Origin of the sequence: Clavibacter sp. VKM Ac-2872, from assembly GCF_015351105.1 — a bacterium.
Classification (GTDB): Bacteria; Actinomycetota; Actinomycetes; order Actinomycetales; family Microbacteriaceae; genus Clavibacter.
Genome location: NZ_JADKRR010000001.1, coordinates 1,000,155 through 1,020,551, shown reverse-complemented (window position 1 = coordinate 1,020,551; position 20,397 = coordinate 1,000,155). Strand labels below are relative to the sequence as shown.

The 20,397-nt window shown below is 73.2% G+C and carries 19 protein-coding genes; 7 read left to right on the top strand and 12 right to left on the bottom strand.

Annotated elements, in window-relative coordinates; translation table 11 throughout:
• Positions 1-42 precede the first annotated feature (42 nt).
• A complete protein-coding gene (locus ITJ40_RS04865; RefSeq protein WP_194665999.1) occupies positions 43-714 on the top strand; it encodes a Maf family protein in 672 nt (223 codons plus the stop codon).
• 21 nt (positions 715-735) lie between these two features.
• Here the strand turns inward: ITJ40_RS04865 and ITJ40_RS04860 are convergent, their stop codons facing one another.
• A complete protein-coding gene (locus tag ITJ40_RS04860) occupies positions 736-1,263 on the bottom strand; it encodes a hypothetical protein (protein ID WP_194665998.1) in 528 nt (175 codons plus the stop codon).
• 122 nt (positions 1,264-1,385) lie between these two features.
• On the opposite strand from ITJ40_RS04860, the gene ITJ40_RS04855 reads away from it, so the two are divergent.
• A complete protein-coding gene (locus ITJ40_RS04855) occupies positions 1,386-3,155 on the top strand; it encodes a biotin carboxylase N-terminal domain-containing protein (RefSeq protein ID WP_194665997.1) in 1,770 nt (589 codons plus the stop codon).
• Between the two features lie 68 nt (positions 3,156-3,223).
• Here ITJ40_RS04855 and ITJ40_RS04850 read toward each other — a convergent pair whose 3' ends face one another.
• Positions 3,224-4,663: an NAD(P)H-quinone dehydrogenase gene (locus ITJ40_RS04850; protein WP_194665996.1), complete on the bottom strand. Its 1,440-nt coding sequence runs from the start codon at positions 4,661-4,663 to the stop codon at positions 3,224-3,226.
• A 90-nt stretch (positions 4,664-4,753) separates the two neighbouring features.
• On the opposite strand from ITJ40_RS04850, the gene ITJ40_RS04845 reads away from it, so the two are divergent.
• From ITJ40_RS04845 to ITJ40_RS04830, 4 genes are all read left to right on the top strand, one after another.
• Positions 4,754-5,581 (top strand): purine-nucleoside phosphorylase, encoded by an 828-nt coding sequence (locus ITJ40_RS04845; RefSeq protein ID WP_194665995.1) that lies wholly within the window; start codon positions 4,754-4,756, stop codon positions 5,579-5,581.
• Positions 5,578-7,281 carry a phospho-sugar mutase gene (locus tag ITJ40_RS04840; RefSeq protein WP_194665994.1) on the top strand — a complete coding sequence of 568 codons (1,704 nt, stop codon included), beginning with the start codon at positions 5,578-5,580 and terminating at the stop codon, positions 7,279-7,281. Before ITJ40_RS04845 ends, ITJ40_RS04840 begins: the two co-directional genes overlap by 4 nt.
• Positions 7,282-7,368: 87 nt before the next feature.
• Positions 7,369-8,013: a MerR family transcriptional regulator gene (locus ITJ40_RS04835; protein ID WP_194665993.1), complete on the top strand. Its 645-nt coding sequence runs from the start codon at positions 7,369-7,371 to the stop codon at positions 8,011-8,013.
• Complete coding sequence (locus ITJ40_RS04830; protein WP_194665992.1) at positions 8,010-9,047, top strand: hypothetical protein; 1,038 nt, start codon at positions 8,010-8,012, stop codon at positions 9,045-9,047. Before ITJ40_RS04835 ends, ITJ40_RS04830 begins: the two co-directional genes overlap by 4 nt.
• Here the strand turns inward: ITJ40_RS04830 and ITJ40_RS04825 are convergent.
• The 3 genes from ITJ40_RS04825 to ITJ40_RS04815 all read right to left on the bottom strand — a co-directional run bounded on the left by ITJ40_RS04825 (position 8,996) and on the right by ITJ40_RS04815 (position 10,899).
• Entirely contained in the window at positions 8,996-9,268 is a 273-nt protein-coding gene (locus ITJ40_RS04825; RefSeq protein ID WP_015489688.1) for a PTS sugar transporter subunit IIB, read from the bottom strand. The two genes, ITJ40_RS04830 and ITJ40_RS04825, sit on opposite strands and share 52 nt — an antisense overlap.
• A complete protein-coding gene (locus tag ITJ40_RS04820) occupies positions 9,265-9,714 on the bottom strand; it encodes a PTS sugar transporter subunit IIA (protein ID WP_194665991.1) in 450 nt (149 codons plus the stop codon). The genes ITJ40_RS04825 and ITJ40_RS04820 overlap by 4 nt, the downstream gene beginning before the upstream one ends.
• Positions 9,715-9,780: 66 nt before the next feature.
• Positions 9,781-10,899 (bottom strand): adenosine deaminase, encoded by a 1,119-nt coding sequence (locus tag ITJ40_RS04815; RefSeq protein WP_194665990.1) that lies wholly within the window; start codon positions 10,897-10,899, stop codon positions 9,781-9,783.
• Positions 10,900-11,002: 103 nt separating this feature from the next.
• Here ITJ40_RS04815 and ITJ40_RS04810 point away from each other — a divergent pair, with 103 nt between their 5' ends.
• A complete protein-coding gene (locus ITJ40_RS04810) occupies positions 11,003-11,938 on the top strand; it encodes a nucleoside hydrolase (protein WP_194665989.1) in 936 nt (311 codons plus the stop codon).
• A 67-nt stretch (positions 11,939-12,005) separates the two neighbouring features.
• Here the strand turns inward: ITJ40_RS04810 and ITJ40_RS04805 are convergent, their stop codons facing one another.
• The 7 genes from ITJ40_RS04805 to ITJ40_RS04775 form a co-directional block, all read right to left on the bottom strand.
• Positions 12,006-13,304 (bottom strand): thymidine phosphorylase, encoded by a 1,299-nt coding sequence (locus ITJ40_RS04805; protein ID WP_194665988.1) that lies wholly within the window; start codon positions 13,302-13,304, stop codon positions 12,006-12,008.
• Positions 13,301-13,732 carry a cytidine deaminase gene (locus ITJ40_RS04800; RefSeq protein WP_194665987.1) on the bottom strand — a complete coding sequence of 144 codons (432 nt, stop codon included), beginning with the start codon at positions 13,730-13,732 and terminating at the stop codon, positions 13,301-13,303. Before ITJ40_RS04800 ends, ITJ40_RS04805 begins: the two co-directional genes overlap by 4 nt.
• Complete coding sequence (locus ITJ40_RS04795; protein ID WP_194665986.1) at positions 13,729-15,033, bottom strand: ABC transporter permease; 1,305 nt, start codon at positions 15,031-15,033, stop codon at positions 13,729-13,731. Before ITJ40_RS04795 ends, ITJ40_RS04800 begins: the two co-directional genes overlap by 4 nt.
• Positions 15,030-16,391 carry an ABC transporter permease gene (locus ITJ40_RS04790; RefSeq protein ID WP_194665985.1) on the bottom strand — a complete coding sequence of 454 codons (1,362 nt, stop codon included), beginning with the start codon at positions 16,389-16,391 and terminating at the stop codon, positions 15,030-15,032. Before ITJ40_RS04790 ends, ITJ40_RS04795 begins: the two co-directional genes overlap by 4 nt.
• Positions 16,388-17,929: an ABC transporter ATP-binding protein gene (locus ITJ40_RS04785; protein WP_194665984.1), complete on the bottom strand. Its 1,542-nt coding sequence runs from the start codon at positions 17,927-17,929 to the stop codon at positions 16,388-16,390. The genes ITJ40_RS04790 and ITJ40_RS04785 overlap by 4 nt, the downstream gene beginning before the upstream one ends.
• Before the next feature lie 81 nt (positions 17,930-18,010).
• Positions 18,011-19,105, bottom strand: coding sequence for a BMP family ABC transporter substrate-binding protein (locus tag ITJ40_RS04780; RefSeq protein ID WP_194665983.1), 1,095 nt, complete (start codon positions 19,103-19,105; stop codon positions 18,011-18,013).
• A 150-nt stretch (positions 19,106-19,255) separates the two neighbouring features.
• Positions 19,256-20,329 (bottom strand): BMP family protein, encoded by a 1,074-nt coding sequence (locus tag ITJ40_RS04775; protein ID WP_194665982.1) that lies wholly within the window; start codon positions 20,327-20,329, stop codon positions 19,256-19,258.
• Positions 20,330-20,397: the final 68 nt, after the last annotated feature.

Sequence of the window (20,397 nt, the reverse complement as noted above, 5' to 3'; positions counted from 1 at the left end):
CGGGACGCGCGGACGCCCCGACCCGCGTGCCACCATGTCGGCGTGACCACGCGCCTCCACCTCGCCTCCACCTCCCCCGCCCGCCTGGCCCTGCTGCGCTCCGCCGGCATCGAGCCCGTCGTGCTGCCCTCCCACGTCGACGAGCCCGCCGCGGTCGCGGCCGCCGAGGCGGGTCGGGAGCCGCTCGGCCCCGAGGACATGGTGCAGCTGCTCGCGCGCGCCAAGGCCGAGGCGGTCGTCGGGCAGCTCGTCGCCGGCGCGCCGATCACGGGCCTCGTGCTCGGCGGCGACTCGGCCTTCGAGATCGACGGCGTCGTGCACGGCAAGCCCCACACGGTCGCGCGCGCCACGGAGCGCTGGCGGGCGCAGCGCGGCCGTGAGGGGCGGCTGCACTCCGGGCACTGGCTGATCGAGGTGGCCGACGGCCGCATCGTCCGCGGCATCGGGCGCGCGGCCGTCGCGGACGTGCGCTTCCGCGCCGACATCACCGACGCCGAGATCGACGCCTACGTGGCGACGGGCGAGCCGCTGCTGGTCGCGGGGTCGTTCACCATCGACAGCCTGGGCGCCGCGTTCATCGAGCGGATCCAGGGCGACCCGAGCACGGTCGTCGGCCTGTCGCTGCCCACCCTGCGGACGCTCGTCCGCGAGCTCGGCACGGAGTGGACGGACCTCTGGAACCGGCAGGGCGCCGTGGAGGCCCGGCTCGTCTGACGGTCACGGCGCCGGCGGGCGTCAGCCCATCCCGAGGACCTCGATGCGGTCGGCGAGGTAGGCGTCGAGCGCGCGCGTCTCGTGCGCGGCCGGCCCCCACTGCACGCGGAGCTCACGGCCGCGCAGGGACAGCGGACCGGATCCCGCGGCCAGCGACCCCGCGTCGAGGGCGATCGGCTCCCAGTCGTAGTCGACCGCGTCGCCCTCCGCGAAGGCCCGGACCGCCTGGCGCCTCGCCTCCTTGCGCGCCTCGACGCCCGAGTCGAGGCCCTGGGAGCGCGTGGGCTCCACGGCGCGCGTGATGCTGCCGGTGCGACGGAGGGATCCGTCGGCCGAGAGGAGCAGCACGCCGAGGCGCCAGGCCCGGCCGACCGGCACCATGGCCGGCTGCCGCTTGATCGGCCCGAACGAGCGCTTGGTGCGCACCTCCGCGAGGGCCTCGTCGGGCGCGCGGCGCGCCTGCAGCTCGGCGACCGTGGCCGCCAGCAGCTCCTGGAGGTCCTCTGCGGCGGCTCGCGCGTCGTCGTCGCCGGTGCCGGGTGCGGTCATGCGTCGATCATGCCAGGGGCACGCCGGGAGCGGCCGGTTGTGGGCGCGCGTACCCGACGGCCCCGCATGTTTGTGCGGACCCTCCGAAGCCGGGCGCATCCCAGACCCTAGGCTGGGGTCTCATGACGCGTGTGAACAAGGTCCTCATCGCCAACCGGGGCGAGATCGCCGTCCGCATCATCCGGGCGGCGAGGGATGCGGGGATCGGGTCGGTCGCCGTCTACGCGGACCAGGACCGCGACGCGCTGCACGTCACGCTCGCCGACGAGGCGTACGCCCTCGACGGCCAGACGAGCGCGGACACCTACCTCGTCATCGCGAAGCTCCTCTCCATCGCCCGCCGGTCCGGCGCCGACGCCGTGCACCCGGGCTACGGCTTCCTCGCCGAGAACGCCGACTTCGCCCAGCAGGTCATCGACGCCGGCCTCGTCTGGATCGGCCCGTCGCCGAGCGCCATCCAGCAGCTCGGCGACAAGACCACGGCCCGCCACGTCGCCGAGCGCGTGGGCGCGCCGCTGGCCCCCGGCACGCTCAACCCCGTCTCCGGCGCGGACGAGGTGCTCGACTTCGTCGACGTGCACGGCCTCCCCGTCGCCATCAAGGCGGCCTTCGGCGGCGGCGGCCGCGGGCTCAAGGTCGCCCGCACGCGCGAGGAGGTGCCGGAGCTGTTCGAGTCCGCCACGCGCGAGGCCGTCGCGGCGTTCGGCCGCGGCGAGTGCTTCGTCGAGAAGTACCTCGACCGGCCGCGCCACGTCGAGACCCAGTGCCTGGCCGACTCGGCCGGCACCGTCGTCGTGATCTCCACCCGCGACTGCTCGCTGCAGCGTCGCCACCAGAAGCTCGTGGAGGAGGCGCCCGCGCCGTTCCTCACCGACGAGCAGAACGCGCAGCTCTACGCCGCCTCCAAGGCGATCCTGCGCGAGGTCGGCTACGTCGGCGCCGGCACGTGCGAGTTCCTCGTCGCGCAGGACGGCACCATCTCCTTCCTCGAGGTCAACACGCGCCTCCAGGTCGAGCACCCGGTCTCCGAGGAGGTCACGGGCATCGACCTCGTGCGCGAGCAGTTCCGCATCGCCGCGGGCGGCCTCATCGACTACGACGACCCGGCGCCGCGCGGCCACTCGTTCGAGTTCCGGATCAATGGCGAGGACCCGGGCCGCGGCTTCTTCCCCGCGCCCGGCCCGGTGCACGTGTTCCAGGCGCCCGGCGGCCCCGGCGTCCGCGTCGACTCCGGCGTCCGCGCGGGCGACGTCGTCTCCGGCGCGTTCGACTCGCTGCTCGCCAAGCTCATCGTCACGGGATCCAGCCGCGAGGACGCCCTCGAGCGCTCGCGTCGCGCGCTCGACGAGTTCGAGGTGCAGGGCCTGCCGACCGTCCTCCCCTTCCACCGCGCGATCGTGCGCGACGCCGCGTTCGCCCCGGCCGACGGCGCGCCCTTCTCCGTCTACACGCGCTGGATCGAGACCGAGTTCGACAACACCATCGAGCCCTGGTCCGGTGCCCTCGAGGACGCCGCCGAGGCGCCCGCCCGCCACACGGTCGTGGTCGAGGTCGGCGGCAAGCGCATCGAGGTCAGCCTCCCGGAGGACCTCGCGCCCGCCGCGGGCGCGTCCTCGTCGCGTCGCGCGGCCGCGGCACCGGCCCGGCGCACGAAGTCCGGGTCCGTCGACACCTCGGGCGGCGGATCCGTCACGTCGCCCATGCAGGCCACCGTCGTCAAACTCGCGGTCGAGGAGGGCCAGCAGGTCGTCAAGGGCGACCTCCTCGTCGTCCTCGAGGCGATGAAGATGGAGCAGCCGCTCACCGCGCACACCTCGGGCACGGTCTCGGGGATCTCCGCCGAGGTCGGGCAGACCGTCCCGTCGGGGCACCGCCTGCTCGACATCGTCTGACCCCGCGCACCACGCGATGACGGCCGGTCCCCGCGGGGCCGGCCGTCGTCGCGTGCGGGGCGGGTGCGTCAGAGGACGATGTGCATCGCGCGCGCCGCGTCGGAGATGCTGCCCGACAGCGACGGGTAGACCGTGAAGGCGCGGGCGACGTCGTCCACCGTGAGCCGGTGCTCGACGGCGAGCGCGAGCGGGAAGATCAGCTCGCTCGCCTTGGGCGCGACGATGACGCCGCCGATGACGGTGCCCGAGCCCGTGCGCGCGAACAGCTTCACGAAGCCGTCCTTGACGTTCTGCATCTTCGCGCGGGGGTTCGAGGCGAGCGGGAGCTTGTAGATGTCGCCCTGCGCGAGCCCCTCCTCGATCTGCTTCTGCGACCAGCCGACCGTGGCGATCTCGGGCTGCGTGAAGATGTTGGAGGTCACGTTGCGCAGCTCGGTGGGACTGACCGCGTCGCCCATCGCGTGGTACACGGCGGTGCGGCCCTGCATGGACGCGACCGAGGCGAGCGGCAGGAACGTGGTGCAGTCGCCGGCCGCGTACACGCTCGGCACCGACGTGCGCGCGACGCGGTTGACGCGGATGTGGCCGCTGTCGCTCATCTGCACGCCCGCCTCCTCGAGGCCGATCCCGGAGGTGTTCGGCACGGATCCGACCGCCATGAGGCAGTGGCTGCCCTCGACGACGCGGCCGTCGCTGAGCGTCGCGACCACGCCGTCGCCCTTGCGGACGACGGACTCGGCGCGGGACTTCGAGAGCACCGTCATGCCGTTGCGGGTGAAGACGTCCTCGATGACGCGGGCGGCGTCGGCGTCCTCGCCCGGGAGCACCTGGTCGCGGGAGGAGATGAGCGTGACCTTGGCGCCGAGCGCCGTGTAGGCGGAGGCGAACTCGGCGCCCGTGACGCCGGATCCCACGACGATGAGGTGCTCGGGGACCGAGTCCATCGTGTAGAGCTGCGTCCAGGTGAGGATCCGCTCGCCGTCGGGCCGGGCGGTGTCGAGGATGCGCGGGCTCGCGCCCGTGGAGACGACCATGGTGTCCGCGTCGATCTCGTCGAAGTCGGTGCCGCCGCCGCCACGGCCGGTGGAGACGATGAGGCGGTTGGGCCCGTCGAGCCGGCCCTCGCCCTGCACGATGCGGACGCCCGCGCGGATGAGGCTCGACTTCATGTCCTCGGACTGCTGGCGCGCGAGCCGCAGCAGGCGGTCGTTGACGGCCTGCAGGTTGACGGCCACCTCGGGGCGCACGGGCCGGCGGTTCTGCTCGCCGCGGGAGAAGAACTGGACGCCGAGGTCGGCGGCCTCGCCCAGCGCGTTCGTGGCCTCGGCGGTGGCGATGAGGGTCTTCGAGGGGACGACGTCGGTCATCACGGCCGAGCCGCCGACGCCCACGCGCTCCACCAGCGTCACCTCCGCACCGAGCTGCGCTCCGGCGATGGCGGCCTCGTAGCCGCCGGGGCCCCCGCCGAGCACGGCGATCCGCTGGTTGGCCTCGAACTCGTATCCCATGCGCACATCATCCCGCAGGCCCGGGGCCCACGCGAACCCGGCCGTCGTGGCGGCCGGGGCCGCCCGCGCCCGCGCATTTAGGATCGGGGCATGACGTACAGCAACCCCCTCGAGTCGCCCGACGCCGACCCCCAGGAGATCGCGCGGCAGGCGGCCCGGCAGATCGCCGAGCTCACGGGCGTCGAGCGCCACGACATCGCCCTCACGCTCGGCAGCGGATGGGGGAAGGCGGCGGACCTCATCGGCGAGACCACCGCCACCATCCCGGCCACCGAGGTCGTCGGCTTCTCGAAGCCCGCGCTCGAGGGGCACGTCGGCTCGCTCCGCAGCGTGCTGCTGCCGTCCGGCCGCCGCGCCCTCGTCATCGGCGCGCGCACGCACTACTACGAGGGCCACGGGGTCCGCCGGGTCGTGCACAGCGTCCGCACCGCCGCCGCGACCGGCGCCACGACGATGATCCTGACGAACGGCGCCGGCGGCATCACGGAGCACTGGACGCCCGGCACGCCCGTACTCATCAGCGACCACATCAACCTCACCGCCGACTCGCCGCTCGAGGGCGCGACCTTCATCGACCTCACCGACCTCTACTCCGCCCGTCTCCGGGCGATCGCGCACGAGGTCGAGCCCGACCTCGACGAGGGTGTCTACTGCCAGTTCCGCGGACCGCACTACGAGACCCCGGCCGAGGTGCAGATGGCGAAGGCGATCGGCGGCCACATCGTCGGCATGTCCACCGCCCTCGAGGCCATCGCCGCGCGCGAGGCCGGCATGGAGGTGCTCGGCATGTCGCTCATCACCAACCTCGCCGCGGGGATCCAGAAGACCCCGCTCAGCCACGAGGAGGTCATCGAGGCCGGCCGCGCCGCCGAGGGTCGCATCGGCGGCATGCTCGCCCGCATCGTGGGCGCCCTGTGACCCGGGAGGAGACCGCTGCCCTCGCAGCCGCCGCGCGCGCCTGGCAGGCGCAGGACCCGGATCCGATCACGCGCGCCGAGGTCGACGAGCTGCTCGCCCTCGTCGACGGCACGGCTCCGGGCGCCTCGGCGGCGGACCGGGAGCAGGCGGCCGCCGGGATCCGCGACCGCTTCCAGACGCGCCTCCAGTTCGGAACGGCCGGGCTCCGCGGCGAGCTCGGCGCGGGGCCCAACCGGATGAACCGCGTGCTCGTCGCGCAGGCCGCCGCCGGCTTCGCCGACTACCTGCGCAGCCGCAGCCCCCGTCCGAGCATCGTCGTCGGGTACGACGGGCGCCACAACTCGAAGGTCTTCGCGGAGGACACCGCGCGCATCATGGCGGGCGCCGGCGTCCGCACCGTGCTGCTCCCCCGGGCCCTCCCCACGCCCGTCCTCGCGTACGCGGTCAAGCACCTCGCGGTGAGCGCGGGGGTGATGGTCACGGCGTCGCACAACCCGGCGCGGGACAACGGCTACAAGGTCTACCTCGGCGACGAGGACCACGGCGCGCAGATCGTCAGCCCGGCCGACCGCGACATCGCGGCCTTCATCCACAAGGCGGCGGGCGATCGCACGGTGCAGCAGCTGCCGACGGCGGACGACTTCGCGATCGCGCCGGAGACGCTGATCGACTCCTACGTGCGGGAGACGGCCGCCCTGTTCACGGCTCCGCTCGCACCCCTGACCTGGGTCTACACGCCGCTGCACGGCGTCGGGTGGGAGACCGCGGCGCGCGTCTTCGACGCGGTGGGCGTCGACGCCCCCGTCGTCGTGGCCGCGCAGGCGGACCCCGACCCGGACTTCCCCACGGTCGACTTCCCGAACCCCGAGGAGCCGGGCGCGCTCGACCTCGCGTTCGAGGCGGCCGTGCGCGCCCACGCCGAGCTCATCATCGCCAACGACCCGGATGCCGACCGCCTCGCGGTCGCCATCGCGGACGAGCACGGCGCATGGCGGCGCCTCTCGGGCAACGAGGTCGGCATGCTGCTCGGCCTCGGGATCGCCGAGCGCCACGCCGCGGACGGGAACACGGGCACGTTCGCCTCGTCCCTCGTCTCCTCCCCCGCGCTCGAGGTCGTCGCGCGTGAGCTGGGCTTCGGCTACCGCGAGACGCTCACGGGCTTCAAGTGGATCAGCCGCGTGCCGGATCTGATCTACGGCTACGAGGAGGCGCTCGGCTACCTGGTCGCGCCCTGGATCACGAGCGACAAGGACGGCATCTCCGCCGCCGTCGCCGTGCTCCACGGCGTGATGCTGCTGAAGTCGCGCGGGCAGACCATCGACGACTACGACCGCGAGTTCGCCGAGCGCTTCGGCTCCTTCGCGAGCGACCAGATCTCGGTGCGCGTCACCGACCTCGCGGTCATCCCGCGCATCATGGCGAAGCTCCGGCAGTCGCCGCCGGCCTCGATCGGCTCCCGTCGCGTCGAGCGCATGGACGACCTCGCCGAGGGCACGGCCGACCTGCCGCCGAGCGACGTGCTCCGGTTCCACCTGGGCGACGGCGCGCGGCTCATCGTGCGGCCGAGCGGCACGGAGCCGAAGATCAAGGTCTACCTCGACGCGCAGAGCACGGAGGGCACGGTGGCCGAGCGCCGCGACGCCGCGCGCGCCATCGTCGCCGACCTCGCGCAGGCCGTGCCGCTGCTGCTCGAGGTCTGACCGCCCGGATCCGCGGGCCCGCGCTGGCCCGCGGATCCGTCGCACGGTGCACTGGTAGTGGCGCTATCAGTGCGCTAGCCTCGCCGCATGCGCATCACGGAGCTGGCCGACGCCACGGGCGTGGCCCCCGCCACCGTCAAGTACTACGTGCGCGAGGGCCTGCTCCCCGCGGGCACCCGCGTGAGCGACAACCGCACCGACTACGACGAGGAGCACGCGCGCCGCGTCCGGCTGATCCGCGCCCTCATCGACGTCGGCCAGCTCCCCGTCGCGCGGGCCCGCGAGGTCCTCGCGGTGCTCGACGACGACGTCGAGGCACGGCAGGTGCAGCGCGTCTTCGCCGTGGCGCAGCAGGCGCTGACGCCGGGACCCCCGAACGCGGATCCGCCGCCTGCGGACGCGCTCGCCCGCGTCGACGCGGCCTCCGCCGCCGCCGGCTGGTGCGTGCTCGAGGGGCACACCGGACGCGCGCAGGCGGCGCGCGCCGTCGCGGCCTTCGCGCGCTCCGGCCATCCTGTGGCCGAGGACTACCTCGCGCGCTACGCCGAGGCCGCGGCGATCCAGGCCGACGCCGACCTCGCCGCCGTCCGGGGCCGCCCCGACCGCACGGCGATGGCCGAGCTGATGGTCGTGGGCACCGTGCTGGGCGACCAGCTCGCGGCCGGCCTCCGCCGCATCGCGCAGGCGACGGCGTCCATGCCCGCGCAGGCGACGACGGGCGGCGGCGCGTGATCCGCCGCGCCGTCGCCTGGCACCGCCCGCTCATGGCGGTGTCCGCGCTCATGGCCGTGGTCGCCGTGGCCTGCCTCGTCGGCGGCCTGGTCGACCACCGCATCGTGACGGGCGCGCCCGTCTGGGACAAGCCCGCCAAGTTCTCGCTGTCGATCCTCGTCTACGCCGTCTCCTGGGCCTGGCTCATCGAGCACCTGCCCAGCTTCCGGCGCGGCGCGCACCTGCTAGGCACGGTCGTGGCCGTCGCGCTCGTGGTCGAGCAGGCCGTGATCGTGGGCGCGGCCGCGGCGGGCACGACGAGCCACTTCAACGTCGCCACGCCGCTGGCGACGACGCTGTGGGCCGTCATGGCCGCGTCGGTCACCGTGCTCTACCTCTGCGCGTTCGGCACCAGCCTCGCCGTGCTGCGGCTGCGGCTGCCCGACCCGGCGCTGACGCTCGGGATCCGCGCGGGCGCCCTCATCGCGCTCGTCGGCATCGGCCTCGCCTACCTCATGACGTCGCCGACCGCCGCCCAGCTCGCCGACTTCCACGGCATCGCGGGCGCGCACACGGTCGGGGCGACCGACGGCGGCCCCGGGCTGCCCGTCCTCGGCTGGAGCACGACGGCGGGCGACCTGCGGATCCCGCACTTCGTCGGCATGCACGCGCTGCAGCTGCTGCCGATCGTCGCCCTCGTGCTCGGCGCGGCCGCACGACGGATCCCCGCGCTCGCGCCCGACCGGGTGCGCGTGCGCCTGACGGCGATCGCGGCGGCGGCCTACCTGGCCGTGATCGCGATCGTCACCGTGCAGGCGCTGGGCGGCGAGCCGATCACCGCGCCCTCCCCCGGGATCGCGACGGCGACCGCCGCGGTGGCGATCGCGGCCCTCGTCGCGGCCGTCGCGGTGGTGCTGCGCGGCGGCCCGCGCCCACGTGCTGGCGGCGCGGACGCGGATCACCCCGACGGGGCCTCGGCACGCGGCGCGGACGCGTCGGAGGGTCAGCCGAGCGCGGCGTCGAGCTTCGCCGAGATCTCCTCGAGGTCGAAGTAGTTCTCGATCACGACCACGTCGGCGTACGTGGGCCCGATGCGGTCCACGAGCTCCGGCGACGTGAGGATCACCTGCGCGTCCTCGCCGAGGGACGCGACGCTCGCGAGGTCGGCCGCCGTGACGTCCGCCTCGATGCCGAGGCGCGCGAGCGCCCGCTCGGCATTGACCTTGAGGATGCCGGACGTGCCGATCCCCACGCCGCAGATCGCGACGACCTTCATGCGCTCTCCTCGCCGGCCATGATGCGCCGGACCTCGTCGACGGTGGTGGCGGCGCGCAGCCGCGGGATGGCGATGGCGTCGTTGAAGATGTTGGCCATGTCGGCCACCGAGGAGACGTGCCGGTCCACCGTCGTGACCGCGAGCCCCACGATGACGTCCACGGGGTCGTTGTGCGCGTGCCCGAAGGCCACCGGCTCCGTGAGGGTGACGACCGCCAGGCCGTCCGCGAGCGTCTCCGGGCCCGGCCGCGCGTGCGCGAGCGCGAGACCCGGGGCGATGACGACGTAGGCGCCGAACTCCTCGACCACGCGGATCATGGCGTCCCCGTACTCCGGCGTGGCCGCCCCCGAGCGGACGAGCGCGTCGCCCACGAGGCGCACGGCGGCGCGCCAGTCGGCGGCCTCGGCGCCGAGGGTGACGGCGTCGTCCGGGAGCGGTGGGAGCACGGGGTGCGGCCTCTCTGTCGGGGCGGGCGGACGGGTCGAGCGGGACGGGAGGCCGTGGGCCCCGCGCTACAGGCGGGCGAACCCGTCGGAGATGATGTCGGCGAGCGCCTCGCGCTCCTCCAGCGGCAGGAACGCCGCGGCGGCCGCGTTCAGCTGGAAGGCCTCGTGGTCGTCGAGGTCGTAGGCGAACGCGTCCGTGAGGAGAGACAGCTCCCGGCTGATGCTGGTGCCGCTCATCAGGCGGTTGTCCGTGTTGACCGTCACGGCGAAGCCCAGCTGGTAGAGCAGGTCGAAGGGGTGGTCGACCATCGCGTCGCCCCAGGCCTCGATGGCGCCGGTCTGCAGGTTCGACGACGGGCTGAGCTCGAGCGGGATCCCGCGGTCCTTGATCCACTGCGCGAGCGTGCCGAGGGTGACGAAGACGTCCTCGCCCTCCTCGCTGTCGATCTCGATGTCCTCGGCGATGCGCACGCCGTGGCCGAGCCGGAGGGCGCGGCCGTCGAGGAGCGCGCCGCGGATGGACTCGAGGCCGTCGGCCTCGCCCGCGTGCACCGTGCGGGGCATCCACTCGCGCGCCAGCAGGTCGAACGCGCCCTGCATGCGGGACGGGGGGAAGCCCGCCTCGGGCCCGGCGATGTCGAAGCCGACGACGCCGCGGTCGCGGTGGCGGATGGCGAGCTCCGCGATCTCGGTGCCCCGGTCGAGGTGGCGCATGGCGCTGACGAGCTGGCCGACGCGGATGGATCCGCCCGCCTCCTCGACGCCGCGCACGGCCTCCTCGATGCCGGACTGCACCGCCTCGACGGCCGCGTCGAGCGTCAGCCCGTTCGCGAGGTGCTGCTCCGGCGCCCAGCGGATCTCGCCGTAGACGACGCCGTCCTCCGCGAGGTCCTCGACGAACTCGCGGGCGACGCGCGCCAGGTGCTCCTCGGTCTGCATGACGGCGATGGTGACGTCGAAGGTCTTCAGGTACTCGACGAGCGACCCCGAGTCGGCGCTGGTGCGGAACCACTCGCCGAGCGCCTCGGCACCCTGGGCGGGCAGCTCGAGGCCGATCTCGTCGGCGATCTCGACGATCGTGCCGGGACGGAGGCCGCCGTCGAGGTGGTCGTGCAGGGAGACCTTGGGGAGGTCGCGGAACGACCCTCCTCCGGGCAGCGTGGAGTCCTCGGGAGCGATCGTCATGGGACGAATCTACTAGCCTCGACGCGGCCCGCGCCGGAGTAACAGGCACACGAACGATCGGTGCGCGATGCGTCGGCGGGCCGCGACCCGAGCCGGAGGACCCATGCCCACCAAGATCCTGATCGACTGCGACCCGGGGCACGACGACGCCCTCGCCCTGATGCTCGCGCACGGCAGCCCCGAGGTGGAGCTGGTCGGCATCACGACCGTCGCCGGCAACCAGACGCTCGACAAGGTGACGCGGAACGCGCTCGCGGTCGCGACCGTCGCCGGGATCCAGGGCGTGCCCGTCGCCGCGGGCTGCGCGCGCCCGCTCGTGCGTCCCGTGATGACGGCCCCGGAGATCCACGGCGAGTCCGGGCTCGACGGGCCCGAGCTGCCGGAGCCCACCGTCGCGCTCGATGCCCGGCACGCGGTGGACCTCATCATCGAGACGGTCATGTCCCACGCGCCCGGCGAGATCACCCTGGTGCCGCTCGGCGCGCTCACGAACATCGCCCTCGCCGTGCGCCGCGAGCCGCGCATCGTCGAGCGCGTGAAGGAGGTCGTGCTCATGGGCGGCGGCTACCACCACGGCAACCGCACGGCCGTGGCCGAGTTCAACATCGCGGTGGACCCCGAGGCCGCGCACATCGTGTTCGGCGAGGCGTGGCCCGTGACCATGGTGGGCCTCGACCTCACGTACCAGGCGACCGCGACCCCCGAGGTCATGGCGCGCATCGCCGCCCTCGGCACGCCAGCCGCCCGGTTCGTCGTCGACTCGATGGAGCACTACGGCCGGGCGTACCACGACCGGCAGGACTTCCCGAGCCCGCCCGTGCACGACCCGTGCGCCGTGGCGCGCGTGATCGACCCGCGCCTCGTGTCGGTGCGGCGCGCGCCGATCTCCGTGGAGCTGGCGGGCACGCACACGACCGGGATGACCGTCGCGGACCTGCGCCGACCCGCGCCCGCCGGCTGCACGACGCAGGTCGCCGTCGACCTCGACCACGCCGGGTTCTGGGATGTCGTGGTCGACGCCCTCGAGCGCATCGGCTGAGGCGCCGCACGGCACGGCGCGGCACGGCACGGCCGCCGTCACGGGACGACGACGGCCGGCCCGCGGATCAGCCCTCGGCGGTGATGCGCTCCCGCACGAGCGGGCCGCGCGCGACGTGCTCGTCCGCATCGCCGACGCGGTACGCGCCCTCGAGCGACTCCAGCGCCCGGGCGAACCGCTCCGGCTCGTCGGTCGAGAGCGTGAAGAGCGGGTCGCCGCGACGGACACGGTCGCCCGGCTTCGCGTGCAGGTCGACGCCCGCGGCGTGCTGCACGGCGTCCCCCTGGCGCGCGCGGCCGGCGCCGAGGCGCCAGGCGGCGATGCCGAACGGGAGGGCGTCCTGCTGCACGAGGACGCCGTCGCGTTCCGCGGTGACCACGTGGGTCTCGCGGGCGACGGGCATCGCGGCGTCCGGATCCCCGCCCTGCGCGCGCACGGTGGCGCGCCACGAGTCCATGGCCCGGCCGTCGCGGAGGGCGACGTCGACGTCGGCGTCGGGGATGCCGACAGCCGCCAGCATCTCCCGGGCGAGCGCGAGCGTGAGCTCGACGACGTCGGCGGGACCGCCGCCCGCGAGCACCTCGACGGATTCGCGCACCTCGTTGGCGTTGCCGATGGCGAGGCCGAGGGGCACGTCCATGTCGGTGAGGAGCGCGGTGGTGCGCACCCCGGCGTCGGTGCCGAGCTCGACCATCGTGCGGGCGAGCTCGCGCGACCGGTCGATGTCGGTCATGAAGGCGCCGGATCCGAACTTCACGTCGAGCACGAGCGCGCCCGTGCCCTCCGCGATCTTCTTGCTCATGATGCTGGAGGCGATGAGCGGGATCGCCTCGACCGTGCCCGTGGTGTCGCGCAGCGCGTAGAGGCGCTTGTCGGCCGGGGCGAGGCCGCTGCCGGCCGCGCAGATCACGCCGCCGTGGTCGCGCATCTGCTGCACCATCTCCTCCGTGGAGAGGTCGGCGCGCCAGCCGGGGATCGACTCGAGCTTGTCGAGCGTGCCGCCGGTGTGGCCGAGGCCGCGGCCCGAGAGCTGCGGCACGGCGACGCCGTAGGAGGCGACCAGCGGCATGAGCGGGAGGGTGATCTTGTCGCCCACGCCGCCCGTGGAGTGCTTGTCGACCGTGGGCTTGCCGAGCTGCGAGAAGTCGAGCGTCTCGCCGCTCGCGATCATCGCGAGCGTGAGGTCGCGGATCTCGGCGCGGTCCATGCCGCGCAGGAGGATCGCCATCGCGAGCGCGGCCATCTGCTCGTCCGCGACGTAGCGGTCGGTGTACGCGGCGACGAGCCAGTCGATCTCGGCGGTCGAGAGCCGGCCGCCGTCGCGCTTGGTGCGGATGAGGTCGACGACGTCGAACGCGGCGCTCACGCGCGGTCCCCGTACGCGTTCAGCGTGCTCGGGCCGAACGCGTCGGGCAGCACCTCGTCGATCGTGCGGATCCCCGACACGGTCTCCAGCAGCATCCCCGGCACCGCGTGCTCGAACAGCAGCTGCCGGCAGCGCCCGCACGGCATGAGGATGTTGCCGTCGCCGTCCACGCACGTGAAGGCGACGAGCTGGCCGCCGCCCGTCAGGTGCAGGACCGACACGAGCGCGCACTCGGCGCACAGGGTGAGCCCGTAGCTGGCGTTCTCCACGTTGCAGCCGGTGATGACGCGGCCGTCGGTGGCGATGGCCGCGACGCCGACGGGGAAGCGCGAGTACGGCACGTACGCGCGGCCCATGGCCTCGTGCGCCGCCTCGCGGAGGGATCCCCAGTCGATGCCGACCGACTCGACGGGCTCCACCGCGCTCACGACTTCACGTAGGGCTTGCCGGCGGCGGCAGGTCCGCGCACCTGCCCCACGAGGCCCGCGACCGCGGCGATGGTCACGACGTACGGGAGCATCAGCATGAACTCGCTCGGCACGGGCGAGCCGATGACGCCGAGGACGTTCTGCAGGTTGCTCGCGAAGCCGAACAGGAGGGCCGCGAGGGTGGCGCGCAGCGGATCCCACCGGCCGAAGATCACGGCGGCCAGGGCGATGAACCCGGCGCCCGCCGTCATCTCCTTGTTGAAGGCGCCGACGGAGCCGAGCGTGAAGAACGCGCCGCCCAGGCCCGCTATCGCGCCCGCGAGGGAGACGTTCCAGAACCGCGTCGCGGAGACCTTGATGCCCACGGTGTCGGCGGCCTGCGGGTGCTCGCCCACCGCGCGGAGGCGCAGGCCCCAGCGCGTGTGGAAGAGGCAGTACCAGACGAGGAACACGGCGACGTACATGAGGTAGACGATGATCGTCTGCCGGAACAGGACCGGCCCGATGATCGGGATCTGGCCGAGGACAGGGATGTCGATGCGGTCGAAGCGCGGGGGCGAGTTGAGCGTCCCCGGATCGGCCGACAGCACCTGCGAGAACAGGAAGCTCGTGAGGCCCGTCACCAGGACGTTGAGGACGACGCCGACGATGACCTGGTCGACCAGGTACTTGATGGCGAACGCCGCGAGCACGAACGACACGAGCATGCCGGCGACCATCGCGGACGCGAGGCCGATGAGCGGCTGGCCCGTGATGGAGGCCACGACGGCGGACACGAACGCGCCCGCGAGCAGCTGGCCCTCGATCGCGACGTTGACGACGCCGACGCGCTCCGAGAGCACGCCGCCGAGCGCGCCGAAGATGAGCGGCACCGACAGGGCGACCGTGCCCACCAGGAGGCCGGGCACCGGGATCGTCTGGCCCGCGGACGCCCAGGTGAGGAACGCCACCAGGAACAGGATCGCGAACACGGCGGTGAACCACAGCGGCACCTTCGCCGACCGCCGCACCAGCAGGGCGGACACGACGGTGAGCGCGGCGAGCAGCACGGTGACGACGATGCCGGTGGCGGCCGTCGGCAGCACGACCGGCGCGAGCTGGATGAGGTCCGTGCCGGTGGAGAGGCCGAACGTGCTCGATCCCTCGCGGCGGAACAGGACGAACAGGACGAGCGAGATGACCGTGAAGATCCCGAACGCGACGGGCGCCTTCCAGCTCGTCGCGACGGCGCGCTCGAGGGCGACGGCCGCGGGGTCGTGCGGCGCCGGGGACGGCGCGGCGGTGGGCGTGGTCGCGGTCATGAGCTGAGCGCCGCCTTCCGGGTGCGGGTGGTGCGACGCGCCTGGCCCGGCGCGGGCAGGCGGAACACCGCGCGCACGAGCGGGGGTGCCGCGATGAACAGGACGATGAGCGACTGGACGACCACGACGATGTCGATGGGCACGCCCTCGGCCGCCTGCATCGAGAAGCCGCCGGCCTTGAAGGCGCCGAACAGGATCCCCGCGACGAAGACGCCCCACGGCCGGCTGCGGCCCAGCAGCGCCACCGTGATGGCGTCGAAGCCGATGCCCGCGTCGATCCCCGAGCTGAAGCCCGTGGTGACCGTGCCGAGCACCTGGCTCGCCCCCGCGAGGCCCGCGAGCCCGCCGGAGATGAGCATGGCGTAGAGGTAGGAGTTCTTGACGTCGATGCCGGCCACCCGCGCGGCGCTCGGGTTCTCGCCCACCGCGCGGAAGCGGAAGCCGAGGCCGGAGCGGTTCAGCAGGTACCAGACGATGACCGTCGCGACGACGACCACGAGGAAGCCCGCGTGCAGCGAGTACCCGTCGCCGAGCAGCGCCGGGAAGATCGCGCTGTCCTTCATCCCCGGGGTCTTCGGGTTGTTCGACCCGGGCGCCTGGAGGAGGCCGGGCGTGCGGAGCAGGTAGGAGAGGAGGTAGAACGCGACGTAGTTGAGCATGATCGTGACGATCACCTCGTGCGCGCCGGTGCGCGCCTTGAGGAGGCCGACGATGCCGCCCCATGCCGCGCCGCCGACGATGCCCGCGCCGACCGCGAGCACCAGGTGGATCACGGGCGGCAGGTCGAAGCTGAAGCCGACCCAGCCCGCGCACGCGGCGGCGATGAGCATCTGGCCGCGCGCGCCGATGTTGAACAGGCCCACGCGGAACGCGAGCGCGACGCCGAGGCCGGCCGCGATCAGCGGGGTCGCGAAGGTCAGCGTCTCCGTGAGCGGCTTGATGCCGTTCGCGAAGCCCGGGCGGCGGAAGTTGTAGATCGACCCCTGGAAGAGCGCCGAGTAGGCGCCGGACGCGGCATCCCAGCCGGCGCGCAGCGTGTCGAGCGGGCGGCTGAAGAAGTACCCGGCCGCCTTCTGCGTCTCCTCGTCGGTGACGGCGATGAGCAGCGCGCCCACGACGAGCGACAGCACGACCGCGAGCACCGACAGCAGCGCGCTGCCCGACGCGATCTCGCGGAGGACCTGTCCGGCGCGGGATCCCCCGTCGCCGTCGGCGCTCGCCACGGCGGGGACGCCCGCGGGCGCCTCGGAGCGCGTGGGGTCGCCCACGGACCCGGCCTCGCGACCGGAGGCGGGCAGCTGCCCCGCGGACGGGTCGTCGGGGCCCTGGCCCTCGGGACGAGTGGTGTCGTCGGTCATGCGGTGCGCCCTCCGGCGGTCGTGGGGGTGGGGACGGATGCGGGGACCTCGCCGGCCATCATCAGGCCGAGCACGTCGCGCGGGGTGTCGCCCGGGACGATGCCGACGATGCCGCCGCGGTACATCACGGCGATGCGGTCGGCCAGCGCCGCCACCTCGTCGAGCTCCGTGGAGACGACGATGACGGGCAGGCCGCGGTCGCGCGTCTCGACGACGCGCGTGTGCACGAACTCGATGGATCCGACGTCGAGTCCGCGCGTGGGCTGCGCCGCGACGAACAGGCGGAGGTCCCGGCTGAGCTCGCGGGCGAGCACGACCTTCTGCGCGTTGCCGCCGGAGAGCCGGCCGACGTGCGTGTCGATGCCCTGGGTGCGGATGTCGAACTCGCGCACGCGGTCGCGCGCGAACTCGTCGAGGTAGCCGAGCTTCAGGGATCCGGCGACGACGAACGGCGGGCTGTCGGAGCGGTCGAGCATGAGGTTCTCGGCGATGGTGAACTCCGGCACGAGCCCGTCCTCGTTGCGGTCCTCGGGCACGAAGCCGACGCCCGCGTCGAGCACGCGGCGGACGGAGCGGCCGGTGAGTCGCGTCCCGTCGAGGTCGATGGTGCCGGACACGCGCGGCTGCAGCCCGAGGATCGCCTCGGTGAGCTCGGTCTGGCCGTTGCCCTGCACGCCCGCGATGGCGAGGATCTCCCCCGCGTGCACCTCGAAGCTCACGCCGTCGACGACCACCTGGCCGGACGCGTCGATCACCGTGAGGTCGCGCACCACGAGCGCGGCGTCGCCGGGCGTCGCCGGCTCCTTCTGCACGGTGAGCGACACGCTGCGCCCGACCATGAGGGACGCGAGCTCCGCGTTGCTCGCGGTGGGCTCGGCCTCGCCGACCACCTTGCCGAGCCGGATCACCGTGATGCGGTCCGCGACCTCGCGCACCTCGCGCAGCTTGTGGGTGATGAAGACGATGCCGGTGCCGGCGTCCCGGAGCTGCTTCATGATGACCATGAGCTCGTCGGTCTCCTGCGGCGTGAGCACGGCCGTCGGCTCGTCGAACACGAGAACCTCGGCGTCGCGCGACAGGGCCTTGATGATCTCGACGCGCTGCTGCACGCCGACGGGCAGGTCGGCGACGAGCGCGTCCGGGTCGACGTCGAAGCCGAAGCGGGCGGAGATCTCGCGCACCTTCGCGCGGGCTCCGGCCAGGTCGAGCCGGCCGCCGAGCTTCGTCTCCTCGTGGCCGAGCATGACGTTCTCCGCGACGGTGAAGACGGGGATGAGCATGAAGTGCTGGTGCACCATGCCGATGCCGGCGGCCATGGCGTCGCCGGGTCCGGCGAAGCGCGCCACCCGGTCGTCGAGGAGGATCTCGCCCTCCTCCGCCTGGTACAGGCCGTAGAGGACGTTCATCAGCGTGGACTTGCCTGCGCCGTTCTCGCCGAGGAGGCAGTGGATCTCCCCCGGCTGGACCACGAGGTCGATGTGGTCGTTGGCGACCAGGGCGCCGAAGCGCTTGGTGATGCCCCGCAGTTCGAGCTTCATCGGATCAATCCTGTCGGTGGGTCGGGTGGACACGCGGCGGGGGGACCGGCGCCTGCCGATCCCCCCGCGGTGCGTTCGATGCTACTTCGTCAGCGACGAGGGCGACTCGACGGTGATCGAGCCGTCGATGATGCCGGCCTTGATCGTCTCGAGCTCGCCCGAGAGGTCGGACGGGACCGCGGACTCGTAGTCGTGGAACGGGGCGATGTCCACGCCGCCGTTCTTCAGCGTGCCCACGTAGGGCGTCGCGTCGAACTTGTCGTCCGCCGCGGTCTTCACGACGTCCTCGACGCCCGCGTCGATGCCCTTGAGCACCGAGGTGAGGAAGAGGTCCTTGAGGTCGGGCGCGGTCTCGTACGCGTCGGAGTCGACGCCCACCATGACGACCTTCTTGTCGCTGGAGTCGCGGATGGCCTCTCCGGCGCTGAGGAAGATCGGGCCGCCGACGGGCATGATGACGTCCGCGCCCTGGTCGATGAGGGTCTGGGCCGCGGTCTTGGCCGTCTGGTTGGCGACGAACTCGCCCGTGAACGACCCGCTCTGGCTCGCGACGTCCCAGCCGATGGCCTTGACGTCCTTGCCCTTCTGCTGGTTGTAGTAGTCCACGCCGTCGACGAAGCCGTCCATGAAGATCGTGACCGTCGGGATCTGCAGGCCGCCGAAGGTGCCGACCGTGCCGGTCTTCGAGTACGCCGCCGCGGAGTAGCCCGCGAGGAACGCGGCCTCGCTCGTGTTGAAGGTGATGGGCTTGACGTTCGGGGCGTCGATCGAGGCGTCGTCGATGATCGCGTACTCGATGCCCTTGTTGGCGGCCGCCGCCTCCTTGGTGGCGTCGGCGAGCAGGAAGCCGACGGTGACGATGAGGCCGCAGCCCTGGTCGGCGAGGTTGGTGAGGTTCGGAGCGAAGTCGGTCTCCGCGGCGGACTCGACCGTCTTGGGGGTGGCGAGGCCGAGGTCGGTGGCCGCCTTGGTGAGGCCCTCGAAGCCGAGCTGGTTGAACGACTTGTCGTCGAAGCCGCCCGAGTCGGAGACCATGCAGGAGACGAGGTCGCTCTTCGCCTCTCCACCCGCACCTCCCGTCGTCGACTCGGGGGCGGCGCCGCAGCCCGCGAGGATCGCGGTGATGCCGACGGCGGCGAGACCGCCGAGGGCGGCCTTTCGGGTGGTGATGGTCACTGTGGCCTCCAGGTGCAGCCCGGGTCAGCCGGGCGATGTGCGTTCATGTTACCCATGTACGGGAATGCGTCCCGTGCCCCGATCGGGCCCCGGGACGCAAGCGTTATCGATCCGGGACGGGCCCGAAACACCGCGGCAACACGGCCTCTGCTAGGGCGTCGAGACCGACTTCACCTGCACGTCGCCGGAGACGATCCGGGCCTTCAGCGCGTCGAGCTCGGACTGCAGCTCGGGCGACACCGAGGCGGCGAGGTCGTGGTACTCGGCGAGGCCCACGCCGCCGTTGGCGAGAGTGCCGACGTAGGGCTCCGAGGAGAACGTCCCCTTCTGGTCGTCGGCCACGATGTCGACCACGGCCTGGCCGGTGTCCTTGAGCACGCTCGTCAGCAGGAGCGGGCGGTACTCGGCGGGGAGGGTGTCGTAGCCGTCGTTGTCGACCCAGATCAGCTTGCCGCTGCCGTGGGCGAGGATCGCGGAGGCGGCGCCCTCCCCCACCTGGCCGGCCACCGGCATGATCACGTCGGCGCCCTGGTCGAGCAGGTTCTGCGTCGTGGTCTGGCCCTTGGACACGTCCTCGAAGTCGCCGGTGAAGGTGCCGTCCTGCGTGGCCGCGTCCCAGCCGAGGGCCTGGACGCTCGTGCCGTGCGCCTGGTTGTACGCCGCGACGCCGTCGACGAAGCCGTCCATGAAGAGGGTGACGGGCGGCTGGTTGCCGCCGCCGAAGGTGCCGACCTTGCCCGTCTGGCTCACACCCGCCGCCAGGTAGCCCGCGAGGTAGGACGCCTGCGCCGTGTCGAAGACGAGCGGCTTGACGTTCGGGGCGTCGACGACCTCGTCGACGATGGAGAAGTGCACGTCCGGGTTCTCCGCCGCCGCGGCCGACGTGGCCTCCGCCAGCTCGTAGCCGACGGTGAGGATGAACCCGCAACCCGTGCCCACCGCCTGCTCCACGTTCGGGGCGAGGTCGGTCTCCGAGGTCGAGACGAGGACGTCGGCCTGGATCCCGAGCTCCTTCTCCGCGCGCTGCAGCCCCTCCCAGCTCGACTGGTTGAAGGAGCGGTCCTGCAGGCCGCCCGAGTTGGTGACCATGCGGGCGCAGTAGTCGCTCGCGGCGGCCGAGGTGGCGCCGGGCTCGGGGGCGGCACCGCACCCGGCGAGGGCGGCGGCGGAGAGGAGGGCGATGGGCAAGATGGCGGCGCGGACGGCGCGGCGGGTGCGGAGCATCCCCGGAATCTAACGGCGGCGCTCCTGGCCCCTTCCGGCCGCGGAGACCGCCCGAGGGGTTCGTTACC

Bases quoted from the DNA above. Each gene is read 5' to 3' on its own strand.
- ITJ40_RS04815 (WP_194665990.1), bottom strand. From the start codon at position 10,899: ATGACGATCGCTCCCGAGGACTCCACGCTGCCCGGAGGAGGGTCGTTC.
- ITJ40_RS04835 (WP_194665993.1), top strand. From the start codon at position 7,369: ATGCGCATCACGGAGCTGGCCGACGCCACGGGCGTGGCCCCCGCCACC.
- ITJ40_RS04775 (WP_194665982.1), bottom strand. From the start codon at position 20,329: ATGCTCCGCACCCGCCGCGCCGTCCGCGCCGCCATCTTGCCCATCGCC.
- ITJ40_RS04845 (WP_194665995.1), top strand. From the start codon at position 4,754: ATGACGTACAGCAACCCCCTCGAGTCGCCCGACGCCGACCCCCAGGAG.
- ITJ40_RS04810 (WP_194665989.1), top strand. From the start codon at position 11,003: ATGCCCACCAAGATCCTGATCGACTGCGACCCGGGGCACGACGACGCC.
- ITJ40_RS04785 (WP_194665984.1), bottom strand. From the start codon at position 17,929: ATGAAGCTCGAACTGCGGGGCATCACCAAGCGCTTCGGCGCCCTGGTC.
- ITJ40_RS04860 (WP_194665998.1), bottom strand. From the start codon at position 1,263: ATGACCGCACCCGGCACCGGCGACGACGACGCGCGAGCCGCCGCAGAG.
- ITJ40_RS04855 (WP_194665997.1), top strand. From the start codon at position 1,386: ATGACGCGTGTGAACAAGGTCCTCATCGCCAACCGGGGCGAGATCGCC.
- ITJ40_RS04850 (WP_194665996.1), bottom strand. From the start codon at position 4,663: ATGGGATACGAGTTCGAGGCCAACCAGCGGATCGCCGTGCTCGGCGGG.
- ITJ40_RS04795 (WP_194665986.1), bottom strand. From the start codon at position 15,033: ATGACCGCGACCACGCCCACCGCCGCGCCGTCCCCGGCGCCGCACGAC.
- ITJ40_RS04790 (WP_194665985.1), bottom strand. From the start codon at position 16,391: ATGACCGACGACACCACTCGTCCCGAGGGCCAGGGCCCCGACGACCCG.
- ITJ40_RS04825 (WP_015489688.1), bottom strand. From the start codon at position 9,268: ATGAAGGTCGTCGCGATCTGCGGCGTGGGGATCGGCACGTCCGGCATC.